General features: G+C 64.6%; 16 protein-coding genes. 8 read left to right on the forward strand and 8 right to left on the reverse strand.

Features of this window, described 5'->3' with window-relative positions; genetic code table 11:
* Positions 1-106: 106 nt before the first annotated feature.
* From ACM43_RS34990 to ACM43_RS35005, 4 genes are all read left to right on the forward strand, one after another.
* A complete protein-coding gene (locus tag ACM43_RS34990) occupies positions 107-1,015 on the forward strand; it encodes a helix-turn-helix transcriptional regulator (protein WP_271546379.1) in 909 nt (302 codons plus the stop codon).
* A 2-nt stretch (positions 1,016-1,017) separates the two neighbouring features.
* Positions 1,018-1,413, forward strand: a complete 396-nt coding sequence (locus tag ACM43_RS34995; RefSeq protein WP_271546381.1) for a group II truncated hemoglobin — start codon at positions 1,018-1,020, stop codon at positions 1,411-1,413.
* Between the two features lie 150 nt (positions 1,414-1,563).
* Positions 1,564-2,391, forward strand: coding sequence for a helix-turn-helix domain-containing protein (locus tag ACM43_RS35000; protein WP_271546383.1), 828 nt, complete (start codon positions 1,564-1,566; stop codon positions 2,389-2,391).
* Between the two features lie 205 nt (positions 2,392-2,596).
* A complete protein-coding gene (locus ACM43_RS35005; RefSeq protein ID WP_271546385.1) occupies positions 2,597-3,031 on the forward strand; it encodes a VOC family protein in 435 nt (144 codons plus the stop codon).
* A gap of 47 nt (positions 3,032-3,078) precedes the next feature.
* On the opposite strand, the gene ACM43_RS35010 is transcribed toward ACM43_RS35005, so the two are convergent.
* The gene (locus ACM43_RS35010; protein ID WP_271546387.1) at positions 3,079-3,411 is read right to left on the reverse strand and encodes a PRC-barrel domain-containing protein; all 333 of its coding nucleotides are present in this window, start codon (positions 3,409-3,411) and stop codon (positions 3,079-3,081) included.
* A 669-nt stretch (positions 3,412-4,080) separates the two neighbouring features.
* Between ACM43_RS35010 and ACM43_RS35015 the strand changes: the two genes are divergently transcribed.
* Entirely contained in the window at positions 4,081-4,431 is a 351-nt protein-coding gene (locus tag ACM43_RS35015) for a hypothetical protein (RefSeq protein ID WP_157286582.1), read from the forward strand.
* Between the two features lie 117 nt (positions 4,432-4,548).
* Here ACM43_RS35015 and ACM43_RS35020 read toward each other — a convergent pair whose 3' ends face one another.
* The 7 genes from ACM43_RS35020 to ACM43_RS35050 all read right to left on the reverse strand — a co-directional run bounded on the left by ACM43_RS35020 (position 4,549) and on the right by ACM43_RS35050 (position 9,868).
* Positions 4,549-5,262, reverse strand: a complete 714-nt coding sequence (locus tag ACM43_RS35020) for an ABC transporter ATP-binding protein (RefSeq protein WP_036001768.1) — start codon at positions 5,260-5,262, stop codon at positions 4,549-4,551.
* Positions 5,255-6,022 (reverse strand): ABC transporter ATP-binding protein, encoded by a 768-nt coding sequence (locus tag ACM43_RS35025; protein WP_271546389.1) that lies wholly within the window; start codon positions 6,020-6,022, stop codon positions 5,255-5,257. Before ACM43_RS35025 ends, ACM43_RS35020 begins: the two co-directional genes overlap by 8 nt.
* Positions 6,015-6,959 (reverse strand): branched-chain amino acid ABC transporter permease, encoded by a 945-nt coding sequence (locus ACM43_RS35030; protein ID WP_109142170.1) that lies wholly within the window; start codon positions 6,957-6,959, stop codon positions 6,015-6,017. Before ACM43_RS35030 ends, ACM43_RS35025 begins: the two co-directional genes overlap by 8 nt.
* The gene (locus ACM43_RS35035; RefSeq protein WP_018644491.1) at positions 6,956-7,873 is read right to left on the reverse strand and encodes a branched-chain amino acid ABC transporter permease; all 918 of its coding nucleotides are present in this window, start codon (positions 7,871-7,873) and stop codon (positions 6,956-6,958) included. The genes ACM43_RS35030 and ACM43_RS35035 overlap by 4 nt, the downstream gene beginning before the upstream one ends.
* 303 nt (positions 7,874-8,176) lie before the next feature.
* Positions 8,177-8,395: a hypothetical protein gene (locus ACM43_RS35040; protein ID WP_271546392.1), complete on the reverse strand. Its 219-nt coding sequence runs from the start codon at positions 8,393-8,395 to the stop codon at positions 8,177-8,179.
* 1 nt (position 8,396) lies between these two features.
* Positions 8,397-9,056 carry an acyl-homoserine-lactone synthase gene (locus ACM43_RS35045; RefSeq protein ID WP_198399951.1) on the reverse strand — a complete coding sequence of 220 codons (660 nt, stop codon included), beginning with the start codon at positions 9,054-9,056 and terminating at the stop codon, positions 8,397-8,399.
* A gap of 83 nt (positions 9,057-9,139) precedes the next feature.
* A complete protein-coding gene (locus ACM43_RS35050) occupies positions 9,140-9,868 on the reverse strand; it encodes a helix-turn-helix transcriptional regulator (protein ID WP_157286586.1) in 729 nt (242 codons plus the stop codon).
* 165 nt (positions 9,869-10,033) lie between these two features.
* Between ACM43_RS35050 and ACM43_RS35055 the strand changes: the two genes are divergently transcribed.
* From ACM43_RS35055 to ACM43_RS35065, 3 genes are all read left to right on the forward strand, one after another.
* Positions 10,034-10,210 carry a hypothetical protein gene (locus ACM43_RS35055; protein WP_157286587.1) on the forward strand — a complete coding sequence of 59 codons (177 nt, stop codon included), beginning with the start codon at positions 10,034-10,036 and terminating at the stop codon, positions 10,208-10,210.
* A gap of 799 nt (positions 10,211-11,009) precedes the next feature.
* Positions 11,010-11,948: a LysR family transcriptional regulator gene (locus ACM43_RS35060; RefSeq protein WP_271546395.1), complete on the forward strand. Its 939-nt coding sequence runs from the start codon at positions 11,010-11,012 to the stop codon at positions 11,946-11,948.
* 132 nt (positions 11,949-12,080) lie between these two features.
* Positions 12,081-12,956 carry a shikimate dehydrogenase gene (locus tag ACM43_RS35065; RefSeq protein ID WP_271546396.1) on the forward strand — a complete coding sequence of 292 codons (876 nt, stop codon included), beginning with the start codon at positions 12,081-12,083 and terminating at the stop codon, positions 12,954-12,956.
* Positions 12,957-12,969: the final 13 nt, after the last annotated feature.

A 12,969-nucleotide genomic window follows, 5' to 3' on the forward strand; every position in this document is an offset into this window, starting at 1 on the left:
ATTTAGAATTATAATTCATAGAAAGACACCACGGCGGCTTGCTGTCAATGCCAGCAGGCACTATGTTTCATTAAAATGCGCCGCAGGACCCCTGTAAAGAAGACTCATGACCGAAAGTCCCGACGCCGAATCCCGCTTCCTCGAACAGCTCGGCCAGCGTGTGCGCACCATGCGCGCGTTGCGCGGCATGTCGCGCAAAGTGCTCGCCAAGGTGTCGGGAATTTCGGAGCGCTACATCGCGCAGCTCGAGAGCGGCAAGGGCAACGTCTCGATAGTGCTGCTGCGCCGCGTCTCCGATGCGATGGGCGCGCATCTCGAAGACTTGCTCCCCTCGCCCGATCCGACGCCGGACTGGCAGATGTTTCGCGATCTCCTGCGCAAGGCAACGCCCGCGCAGATTGCTCAAGCCAAGGATCTGCTCTCCGGCGGCAGCGCAACCGCGCCGCGGCGCGCGCCGTTCTGCGGCATCGCGCTGATCGGCCTGCGCGGCGCCGGCAAGTCCACACTTGGGCGGATGCTGGCGAAGAGGATCGGCTGGAGTTTCGTCGAGCTCAACAAGGAGGTCGAGCAGCAGAACGGGCTCTCGGTCGCCGAGATCATCGCGCTGTACGGCCAGGAAGGCTTTCGCCGCATGGAGCAGGCGGCGCTGCAACAGCTGCTCGCGCGCAACGAGCTGATGGTGTTGGCAACCGGCGGCGGCATCGTCTCCGAGCCTTTGACTTTCGACCAGGTCCTCTCCTCGTTCTACACGATCTGGCTGAAGGCCGAGCCCGAGGAGCACATGGCACGCGTGCGCCGCCAGGGCGATCTGCGGCCGATGGCGGATGATCGCTCGGCGATGACGGAGCTGCGCAACATCCTGCTCAGCCGCGAGCCGCTGTATTCGCGCGCGACCGCGGTGGTGGATACCGCCGGGCTGTCGGTCGACGCCGCCGCCGCGCGGCTGATCGATGCGGTACGACCGGTGCTCCAGAACGAAGCGCGCAGCTTCGGGCTGCGCAGCGTGGCGCTGTAGAGATGACCTCCACCGACGTCGCCATCTCCATGTTCGAGCGGATCGGCGGCCGCGCCACGATCGAGGCTCTGGTCGATCGCTTCTACGACCGCATGGACACCCTGCCGGAGGCGAAGATCATCCGCGCCATGCATGCGGACGACCTCGGCCTGATCAGGGACGTGCTGAAGCGCTATCTCACCGAATGGACCGGCGGGCCGCGGCTCTACACCCCCGAGAAAGGCCATCCGCGGCTGCGCCAGCGCCATTTCGGCTTCGCCATCGGGGACGCCGAGCGCGACGCCTGGATGCTCTGCATGCGCGGCGCGATGGAAGAGACGATCGCCGACGCCGCCGCGCGGCAGGATCTCGACAAGGCGCTGTCCGGCCTCGCCGATTGGATGCGCAACCGGCCGTGACAGGGCGGCAACGCCTTTGGCAATTCGACGGCGTGCCACGCATCGGTTCATTTGAGTTCCGCGGCGATCGCCTGCTAAGCTCCAGACAGGACCGGCATGCTTCCTGACACCATTCGCAGGGAACGCAAAGCGACGGAGCGTTAACGCGTGATGGACGCACCTCCCGATGTCATCCGTCGACCGCCCTCGCCGCGTCTTGCGCGTCTGATCTCCAGCATTTCGTTCTACCGCGAGCGCGGCATCGGCTTGGCCGCCTTCCGGCATGCCGCGCCGCTTGCACTGCCTCTGCTGGTGAATTTGGGGACGCCCTTCCGCATCGCGCTCGGTCACCAGCCGGACACCGCCGATGCGCGGCCGAGTTTCGCGGCGGGTCTGTTTCCCGGGCCGGTCGTGATCGAATCCGACGGGCGCGCCGAATGCGTTCAGGTCGATTTCACGCCGCTCGGGGCGTATCGCTTCTTCGGAGGCGCCGTGCCCGATCTGACCGCGCGGATCGTCGGCCTCGACGACATCCTGGGACGGCACGGCAGGGAGCTCCGCACCAGAGTGGCCGAGGCGGCCGGCTGGCAGCGACGATTCGAGATCGTGGAAGACTTCGTGCTGCGCCGGGCCGTACACGAGCCCTCGCCTGAGGTCGCTTTCGCGCTGGAGACGCTGTGGCGAGGCGCGGGCGCGGTCAGGATCGCCGACATTGCCTCCGACATCGGCTGGAGCCGCAAGCATCTCACGCGCCGCTTCCACCACGAGATCGGCGTTCCGCCAAAGGTGCTGGCGCAGATGCTGCGCTTTCATCGCGCTTGCGTCCTGGCCCGGACGGATGGCACAGGCGGCTGGGCGGCCATTGCCGCAGACGCCGGCTATGCCGACCAGGCGCATCTTGCCCGCGATTTCCGCTTGTTCAGCGGCGAGACGCCGACCGGATGGGCCGCGCGGCTCGATGTCGTCGATCCACGCCTGATGCGGGACGGCGGAGGCTAGAGCATGATCCGGAAACGTGCGTAGCGGTTTTCCGAAAAGATCATGCTCAAACAACCTTAAGCGCGATGACGATCCATCCTATTCGCATCGCGCTTTAGCGCCAAGACAGCGCGAGACTTGGGTCAAGTCCCATTTGTTCAAGCCGGCCGCCGCGATCCGAACTAAGGTCGCTTCGTGACAGAAAAGGGCTTGCTTGGAGAATGTCATGAACCCGCCGAACGTTTATGAAGCGCCGCGCCTCTACCACACCATGCGCTGCAAGGATGCCGAGGCGATGATCGCCTGGCTGAAGAACGTTCTCGGCTTCACCGAACGGGTGGTGTACCGCAAGGAGGGCACGGTCGTTCACGCCGAGCTGGCGTTCGGATCGTCGATCCTCATGCTGGGCGCGCATCGCGACGATGCTTACGGCAAATTGGTTGGCGACATCGGCGGCCGGCGGACGGATGCCGTCTATCTCGCTGTCGATGATCCCGACGCGCTCTATGCGAAGGTGAAATCCGCTGGTGCAGAGATCGAGATGGAGCCCTACACGACCGATTATGGCAGCCGCGATTTCGCCGCACGCGATCCGGAGGGCGGGCTCTGGAGCTTTGGCACCTACTGGCCCAAGGTCGGCGAGCAGCCGCTCGCGGGATAGCGGGCGCTCGCGTCAAATACTGCTCCGCGGCCGAACCGTCTTGCTCGCTAGACCGACCAGTAGTGCGGATGCGGGTAGGGCCGCGAGCGGTCGCCCCAGTCGAACGCGTCGCCATCGAACTCGCACGGGCCGCTGCTGAGTTCGTCCAGCGTCTGCTCGGTCTGGAACGCCTGCCGTGCTGGATCGTATTTCAGCGCGCCCCACTGCAGCGGATAATGGTGACGCGTACCGAGCAGCCCGCCGGTCTTGATCACGGCATAGGCAACCGTTCCGCTCATCTTGTCGAGCATCAACCGCTCGATCGTGCCGAGCTTCGTGCCGTCGCGTCCGTAGACGGCGACGTGCTCCACGCGATCACTGGGAACCATGGTGTGGTTCATGGTGTCCTCCCTGTTCTCGTCTGTTCACGATATTATAGCACCGGTTTCGCGGCGGCGGGAGCAGCTACAACTGCTGTAAGCGGCCCGCCCCGGCCACCAGAGCGTCACTTCAGCCGAATCGTGTCGACGCGACGGCACTGGACGCAATGATAAACGTGCTCCGCAGGCAGCGTGACTATTCCAGGTAGTGTCGCCAGGAACTTCATTGGCCGCCTGCATTTTGAGCAGATGAGGATCGGCGGCTCGTCTTGGCGATCGGAACTCATACAATAACCGGGGCTGAAGGCGCCCGCACGTTACTGCCGCGCTGCGCGCGCTTCATCCCGGGAGAACTACCGGCCTTGATCGGAATCCGATCGGCCCCGCTCGGCGCGCTGCTTCACGCCCGCGTGAGGCGACTTCTTCCGGACTGTTGCGACGACATCGCGCCGCCCCCGGACGAAGCCATTTTCCTCACCCGGCGAAAAACGCCGGAAAGGCAGGCGGTCTAGAATTTTCTGCATTGATCAACAACGGAGTTCGGTCATGTGGGGTCAACTTTTCAGCCTGATCTATCGCCTGTCCTGCCGGACCACCCTGATCGAGATCGGCACGCACCGCCTCGCGCGTTAGGTCCATGAAGCCCATGGGAATTGGGTAAGATCGATTGACCAGATGACGGGGATTACCATGCGCAAGCTGATCCTGATCGCCGCGATGTCGCTGATGGCAAGCCAGGCCCATGCCGGAGGCTCGCGGAGCCTCAGCCTGGCAGCCAGCAATGCAAGCCAGCAGGCGGAACAGCCGGCCACCGCGACGCCAGTTCCGGCGCAGACGCCTCAAGCCCCGCCAACAACGAATGTGCCGACGGCGACCGCACCAGCTGCATCGACGGCGCCTGCCTCGGCAATTCCGGCCGCCACAACGTCGGCCCGGTCCGCAACGGCGTCGAGGGCCGAAACCGCCAAACCGAAGCGCCGGCAGCCGTCCACCGAGGCGCGCGTGATCCGCGAGCTGCATCGGCACGGAATTTATTGGTGAGAGCTCACGTTATCTCTTCCGTCATTGCGAGCGCAGCGAAGCAATCCAGGATCTTTCCGCAGCGGCAGTCTGGATTGCTTTGCTGTGCTCGCAACGACGACGCGGCTGGAGCGGGGCTCAAATTCCCAGATATTTGTGCTGCAGATCCGGCGCGGCCATCAGCTCGTCGGAGGTGCCGCTCCACACCGTCTTGCCGCGCTCGATGATGTAGTGGCGATCGCAGATGCGGGCGAGATGGTCGACGTTCTTGTCGACGACCAGGATTGACTGTCCGCGGCTCTTGAGCAGCGACAGGCAATTCCAGATCTCCTGCCGGATCAGCGGCGCGAGGCCTTCGGTCGCCTCGTCCAGGATCAGGAGCTTTGGATTCGTCATCAGCGCGCGGCCGATCGCGAGCATCTGCTGCTCGCCGCCGGAAAGCTGGTTGCCCATATTGGACGCGCGTTCGGCGAGGCGCGGAAACATCACGTAGATCGCGGCGAGCGTCCAGGGATTATCGCTGTTGAAGCGATCGGCCGCGGCCGCGACCAGGTTCTCGCGCACGGTGAGGTTCGGAAAGATCTGCCGGCCCTCGGGCACGAGACCGACGCCGAGCTTGGCAATTCTGTAGGACGGAAGCTGCCGCACCTCCGCGCCCGCGAAGCGAATGGTGCCCGCGCGCGCCGGCGTCAGGCCCATGATGGAGCGGATGGTGGTGGTCTTGCCCATGCCGTTGCGGCCCATCAGCGAGACCATCTCGCCCGGCTTGATCGACAGCGACAGGCCGAACAGTACCTGGGACAGGCCGTAGCAGGTCTCGATGCCGTCGACCTCGAGCAGCGTGTCAGCCATGATGCGTCACCACATGCTGATCGCCGAGATAGGCGCGCTTGACGTCCTCGTTGGCGCGGATCGCGGCCGGATCGCCGGAGGCGATGACGCGGCCATAGACCAGCACCGTGATGCGGTCGGCGAGCGCAAACACCGCCGGCATGTCGTGCTCGACCAGCACGATCGAGACCTCTTTCCGCAGCTCCTGGAGCAGCTTCACCATGCGCTGGGATTCGGTCACGCCGAGGCCGGCCATCGGCTCGTCCAGCAGCAGCAATTTCGGCTTGCTGGCGAGCGCGACTGCGAGCTCCAGCTCGCGGCGTTCGCCGTGGCTGAGCCTGGACACCACGATATCGGCACGGTGACCGAGGCCGACGCGATCGAGCGCCGCCTGCGCGGCATCGCGCAGACCCTTCTCTTTCCGCGCATTGGCGAAGAATCGGAACGAGGTGCCGGCATGCGCCTGCGCCGCCAGCGCGACATTGTCCGCGGCGGTGAAGTCGAGCAGCAGCGAGGTGATCTGGAACGAACGCGCCAGGCCCAACGCGCAGCGGCGATAGGCCGGCAGATAGGTGATGTCGCGCCCCGCCAGCAAGACGCTGCCGGAATGCGGTTCGAGATGCCCGGTGAGCTGGCTGATCAGCGTGGTCTTGCCGGCGCCGTTCGGGCCGATGATGGCGTGCAACTCGCCGGATGCGACGTCGAGCGAGACGTTGTCGGTGGCGATGATGCCGCCGAAGCGACGCACCAGCTTTTCGACGCGGAGCAAGGGTTCAGCCACGGCCAGCCCTCCCGAGTGCGCCCATGATGCCGCCGCGGCCGAACAGGACGATGAGCAGCAGCAGCGGGCCCAGGATCAGCGCCCAATATTCGGTGATCTGCGACAGCAGCTCTTCCAACAGCAGGAACACCACCGCGCCCATGACCGGGCCGAACAGCGTGCCCATGCCGCCCAGGATCACCATCACCATGAGGTCGCCGGAACGGGTCCAGTACATCACGGCAGGGCTGACGAAATCGGTGTTGTTGGCGAGCAGCGCGCCGGCAAGGCCGCACATCGTGCCTGATATGACGAAGCAGACCAGTTGGTAGCGCTTGGCCGGGAAGCCGATGGCCTGCATGCGCTGCTCGTTGGAACGCAGGCCCTGCACGACAAGACCGAAGCGCGAGTTGACGATGCGCCATATCAGGAGCATGACGCCGAAAAGGCAGGCGAGGCAGAGATAGTAGAACTGCGTGCGGTTGCCGAGATCGATCAGGCCCGAGAAGTCGCTGCGCGTGTAGATGGTCAGGCCGTCGTCGCCGCCGTAACGGGCCAGACCCGAGGCGACATAGTAGGCCATCTGGGCGAAGGCCAGCGTGATCATGATGAAGTAGACGCCACGGGTGCGCAGCGACAGCGCGCCGATCACCAGCGCATAGATCGCCGACGCCGCGATCGCGACCGGAAACTGGATGAAGCCGGACCCAACGCCTTCCTGCGCGAGCATGCCGACGGCATAGCCGCCGATGCCGAGATAGGCGGCATGGCCAAAGCTCATCAGGCCCGCAAATCCCATGATGAGGTTGAGGCTCGCGGCCGCCAGCGCCAGGATGATGATGCGGGTGAACAGCGTCAGGATGAAGATGTTGCCGGTCAGATGCGAGTAGAGCGGCAGCAGCACGAGGCCCGCCAGCATCAGGGCCGTGACGGCCTTGCTCACGCTCAAACTCTTCATCGACGGTTGGCCGGAAACAGCCCCTCCGGCCGCACCACCAGCACGATCGCCATCAGCAGATAGATCAGCATGGAGGACAGCGCGGGCGCGGCGGTGGATGCGGCGGCGCCGCTCAGCACCTGGCGGAGCAGGTTCGGAAGGAAGGCGCGGCCGAGCGTGTCGATCATGCCGACGAAGATCGCAGCGAGGAAAGCGCCGCGGATCGAGCCGATGCCGCCGATCACGATGATGACGAAAGCGAGGATCAGGATGTTCTCGCCCATGCCGATCTGCACGGTGAGGATCGGGGCCTGCATCAGCCCGGCAAGGCCCGCGAGCGCGGCGCCAAGGCCGAACACCAGCGTGTAGAGCAGCTTGATGTTGATGCCGAGCGCGCCGATCATCTCGCGGTTGGATGCTCCGGCCCGGATCAGCATGCCGATGCGGGTGCGCATCACGCCGAGATAGAGCAACAGCGCGACCAGCAGCGCCACCGCGATGATGGCGAGGCGATAGGCGGGATAATGAATACCGGGAAGGATCGGCACCGGCACGGTGAGCCAGGCCGGCAGCGGCAGCGCCAGGCCCGCCGGGCCCCAGATCAGCCGCACGGCTTCGTTGAAGAACAGGATCAGGCCGAAGGTCGCGAGCACGTGGTCGAGGTGGTCGCGGCCATAGAGATGCCGCAGCGCCGTCACCTCCAGCACGATGCCGAGCACGAGGGTGGCGCCTAGCGCCATCAGCGCACCGAGCAGGAAGCTGCCGGTCCACGCCGCGAAGGTCGCGGCGAAATAGGCGCCCATCATATAGAGCGAGCCGTGCGCGAGGTTGACGAGATCCATGATCCCGAACACCAGCGTCAGGCCGGCGGCGAGCAGGAACAGCAGCAGACCGAACTGCAGCCCATTCAAGAATTGTTCGACGACGAGCAGCATCAGGACTCTTTCAGGCGCATACAGACGCGCGCCGATGTTCGAACACTGCCGCCATCAGTGAAAGAGCTCCCCCTGCCTCTTCAAGGCCGAAAAATGGGTAATGGCAGTATCGTTCCGAGGCAAGAGCGATTCGACATCAAACATGCACTTTGTTGCATCTCGGCACGTGCGGCCCGGACGCGCCCCGCAATGCAAAAAAGCTGCCGCGCTGCATGAGGCAACCTGCCGCAGCCAGACGACTTCACCCTCTCACCGGCTGGCGGTGAGAGGGTACGATCGTCGTAAAATCGAGCAGGGCTGCGTCTAGTGCGACGTCATCTGCCGGGGGAGCTCGTCCGGCTCGGCGAGAACACTGTTGGCCGTCGACGCCTCCAGGGCCGCCATCCGAAACAGATAGGCGAGCGTCGTCAATCCGGTGTCCTCCGCCATTTGCGCCAGCTCGAGCGCCATGTCGGACATGTAGCCGAGATTCTCGTCTTCCATTTGCGCCATGATCTGGCTGTCCCGCATCACGTTCGACATCTCAGGCGCTCTTTCGTTGCGCGGCAACATGACCGCAGAGGTTGGCACGGGCGACGGCATTGAGACGAGGGCCGTCCTGCTGCACGACCGAAGCCGTGCCGATCCGACGATGCAGGACATCGAGCGTCTCCCGACGAATGTCGATGGTCGCCGCCATGGTCCATGCGTTCTCGACCAGAGCCGGCAGACCGAGCGGCGTCACGACGAAGCCGGCTTCATGGAAGCGCGGCAACCACCAGGTCTCCATGATCGCGCTGACCCGCGCGATACCCTGATCGAGGCAGAACTCCTGCACCGCAGCCATCAGTTGCAGGTTGAGCGCGCCGTCGCGACGATCGCGCACGACGAAGTAGCGCGACCATTCCCACACCAGCGGATCGGCCGGCCAGCCGCGAACCGCCGCCAGATGCGGAAACACCTCACTCATCATCGACGGCTTGGTGGTCGGATAGAGCCGATGACCGCCCACGACGCGGCGGCCCTCCAGCGCCAGCAGATAGATGGTGTCCTCGTCGTCGTAGGAATCGATCTCGCGGCCGTCCGGCCGGCGCAGCGTCTCCCAACGCCGCTCCTCGACGAAGATGTCGTGACGCAGCCGGAAATGCTGCTCGATGACGTCTTCATAAAGGTGGCGATTTGCCGCGGAAATTGCGTGAATCATGAAAACCCCCATTCATTCTCAATGGAGGCAGAGTCCGCGAAAAGACGCAGCTTCGGTATTGGGAAATTTCCCAGTAAGGCGGCTTACGGAGCGATGATCTTGTTCCGGATCGCCAGCGCGACCGCATGTGTACGGTTGACGGCGCCGAGCTTGCGCGCGGCAGTTGCAAGATGCTCTTCGGCGGTGCGCTGGGTGATGTGCAGGATCTCGCCGATTTCCCAGGCCGACTTCCCCTGCGAAGCCCAGGCGATCACCTCGCGCTCGCGCGGCGTCAGGCGCGTCGACGGATGCGGCATCGGCTCGAGCAGTCGGCGAATGTGGTCGAAGCCATACATCGCCATCAGATGCAGCGCCGGCTTGCTGCGGGCATTGAGGTCGAGATGGACACCGCCGAGCGAGACCGCAGCCTCGTAGCCGGTGAGCCCGTGGATCGGCACGATGAAGCCGCGCGACATGCGGAACTCGCTGGCGCGGTTCATCACCTCGGCCGCATTCGGCTCGAGTTCCGCATCATAGGGCGCTTCCGACCACTCGAACGGATTGACCGACTGACGGCACAACCGCACCACGGGATCGAACCGATCGTAATTGTTCTCGGTGTAGAGGCTGAACCACCCCGCGGGCCAGCGTTTGGCGAGCACCATCTGTGCAAACTGCTGATCGGGATTGGGCAACCCCGTCACGATGATGGTTTCGAAGCCGAAGCGACCGAACGCCGCTTCGAGCGCATTCATGGCCTCTGGTACCTTGCGGTAGGTCTGCAGGCCTTCAATGAAGTCGAGCGCCTCCCGGCCATAGTCTACGGCGGACATCGTACGTTTCCTGACCCTCGCCGCTTTCGTATAGCACGTATTCGCAGACTGCCTCAATTCGCTGTGGCCGTAGTTTCCCGGTGCTCATCCGCTCTGAACATTTAACTACTTGTGGCAGAATTGACGCCACGATACACCTGAGAACGTCGAAGCGGGAAACCAACGATGGAAGACGAGGACATCGCCCTCAACAGCGTGCTCGGCCTGGAATTGAACCGCGTGTTTTTTGCCGTCCGCGAAACGTCGAACAAGCAGAAGATCATCGAGTTTGCGCGCGAGGTGCTGCAGAGCGAGCGCGCGGAGCTGGCCGAGAGCGTGTCGCCGGAAGGGCCGGCGAGCTAGAACGCCGTTGCAACAGCCGAAGCAACAGATCGCGCCACGAGAGCGCCTCTCCATCTGACCGCGCGGATTTTAGTCGAAACACTCTGACTGCGAAATTACTCCGCCATTATCCGTAACGCCTGCTGCGCCCTTACCCTCCCCTGGAGGGGGAAGGTCGGCACGCGGTCGAGCGAAGCGTTGCGTGACGGGGTGGGGTGATCTCTCCACTCGGGCACCGCTTCAATGGATAGACTGTCACCCCACCCCGCTCGCGCTGCGCGCGATCGACCCTCCCCCTCCAGGCAGGGCTATCGCATATGAGCAGTACACCTTCGGGCACGAAAGTCTCCACATCGTCATGGCCGGGCTTGTCCCGGCCATCCACGCCTTGCCACGCAGCACAAAGAACGTGGATGCCCGGGACAAGCCCGGGCATGACGACCTCTGGTGAGGGTGCAAATGCGATAGCCCTCCTCGCAGCCAGCCTATTACATATGGCTCTTTGCGCGAGCTGAGCGCGCGCCTCGTCCTTCGAGACGGCGCTTAGGCGCCTCCTCAGGATGAGGCTAAGCGGCATCGGAGCCCGCTGAAACTAGCGCCACACTCGGTCCTCATCCTGAGGGCCCGCCAACGGCGGGCGTCTCGAAGGATGGCCACAAGCGATATCACTCTCATATGCGATTGCCCTGCCCCTCCAGGGGAGGGTAAGGCAGCGCGCCTCCGGCCACATCGGCGCACACTTGCCGCTGGATGACAGCGCATCTCTCGTGAGATGATCGCCGCCGCGATCTCTTGTCGATGCCAGGGACAGTTCAAGGCCATGATGACGCTGCGCCAGGTCGAAGTGATCCGTGCCGTGATGGTGACGGGCACCATCGGCGGTGCGGCGAAGCTGCTCAACGTCTCGGCGCCGGGGATCAGCCGCCTCGTCAAATACACCGAGCGCTCGCTCGGCATCCGCTTCTTCCAGCGCCAGAACGGGCGCTACTTCCCGACGCCGGAGGCCGAGAACATCTTCGAGCAGATCAACGGCGTCTACAAGAAGGTCGACGACCTCTCCGAGATCATCTCCAAGATCGGCCGCGGCGGCCTCTCGGAGCTGCGCATCGGCTCGGTGCCGAGCATCTCGCAGGTGATGGTGCCGCGTGCGATCGAGCGCGTCCGCCGCCGCTATCCCGATCTCGGCATCGACATCAACATCCTCAAGCTCGAGGAGGCCATCGACTACCTGATGCTCGGCCGCGGCGAGTGCGTGGCGATGAGCTATCGGCTCGAGCATTCCGGGCTCGACTTCATGCCGCTCGCTTCGGGCGAGCTCTATTGCATCGTGCCGCCGGGCCACGAGCTCTCCGGCCGCAAGCAGGTCTCCGCCGCCGAGATCACGCGCTATCCGCTGATCGGCATCGATCCCAACGACCCCTACGGCCGGATCATGGCCGGGATCTTCGCGCGCCATCGGCTCGACTACAACATCACGATCCGCGCGCGCTTCGGCACCACCGTCTGCGCGCTGGTGAAGGCGGGGCTCGGCATCGCCATCATTGACCAGTTCACCGTCGCCCATGGCGGCTATCCCGGCATCGAGCTTCTGAAGATCGCCGAGCCGACGCGATTCGACACCTACATCGCAGTCAAGCGCGGCACGCCGTTGTCACTGCATGCGGAGTACTTCATCGAATCTCTGCGCACCGAGATGCGCGCGGTCGAGCCGTCCCGCGGCAGCGGCAAGACCGCCCCTTCACGCGGGCGGAAGAAATAACATGATGTTAGGTTTGCCAGATAAAAGGGTAATTGTGTTAGGCGGGGGAAAGGCTATCGTCGCAGCTGGAATTGCACGGATTTCCCCGCTAATGGCCGGGGCCGGACGCTCCCTTTGAGACGATAGCGAACCATGTCGAAACGCGGATACGCCGCCAGCAAGAAGCTCCTCATCGGCCTGATCGGCGCCCCGATCGCGCATTCCGCCTCGCCCGGCATGCATGAGCGCGCCGCCGAGGCGCTCGGCCTGCGCGGCCATTACCAGCTTATCGAGGTCGCCGGGGCCGATGCGGCCGGGCTGCGCATGATGCTCGAGGGTGTCCGGCGGCTCGGCTTTGCCGGCGTCAATGTCACCTATCCCTACAAGGAAGCGGTGGTGCCGCTGCTCGACGCGCTGGCGCCGGGCGCAGCCAGCATGGGCGCGGTCAACACCGTCGTCGTCAGGGACGGCCGGCTGACCGGCCACAACACCGACACCACGGGTTTCGCGCGGGCGGTGACGCCGTTGCTGGCGCCCTCCGGCAACGCCGTCGCCCTGATCGGCGCCGGCGGCGTCGGCAAGGCCATTGCGTTTGCGCTGGCGAGCCGAGCGGTGGCTGACATCCGCATTTTCGACAGCGAGCCGGCGCGCGCCGAGAAGCTGGCCGCCATACTCGCCCCGCGCGGCGCACGCATCGCCGCCAGCGTCGAGGATGCGCTCGAGGGTGCGACCGGTCTCGTCAACGGCACGCCGGTCGGCATGCTGCCGAACCGTGACACGCCGGTGCCGGCGGGACTGCTCAGGGCGGACCTTTGGGTCGCCGACGCCGTCTATTCGCCGCTGATCACGCCGCTGCTGGCCGCAGCGCGAGACAAAGGCGCGAAGATCATGACCGGCCGCGACCTCGCGATCTACCAGGCCGCCGACGCCTTCGAATTGTTCACGGGCCTTGCCCCATCCACCGAGATCATGGGAGAGGCTTTCGACGCCGTGATGGCAGCGCGCAGCGCCGCCTATCAGGCAGCTTGAGGCGAAGCGGCCG

Origin of the sequence: Bradyrhizobium sp. CCBAU 45321, from assembly GCF_028128975.1 — a bacterium.
GTDB lineage: Bacteria > Pseudomonadota > Alphaproteobacteria > Rhizobiales > Xanthobacteraceae > Bradyrhizobium > Bradyrhizobium yuanmingense.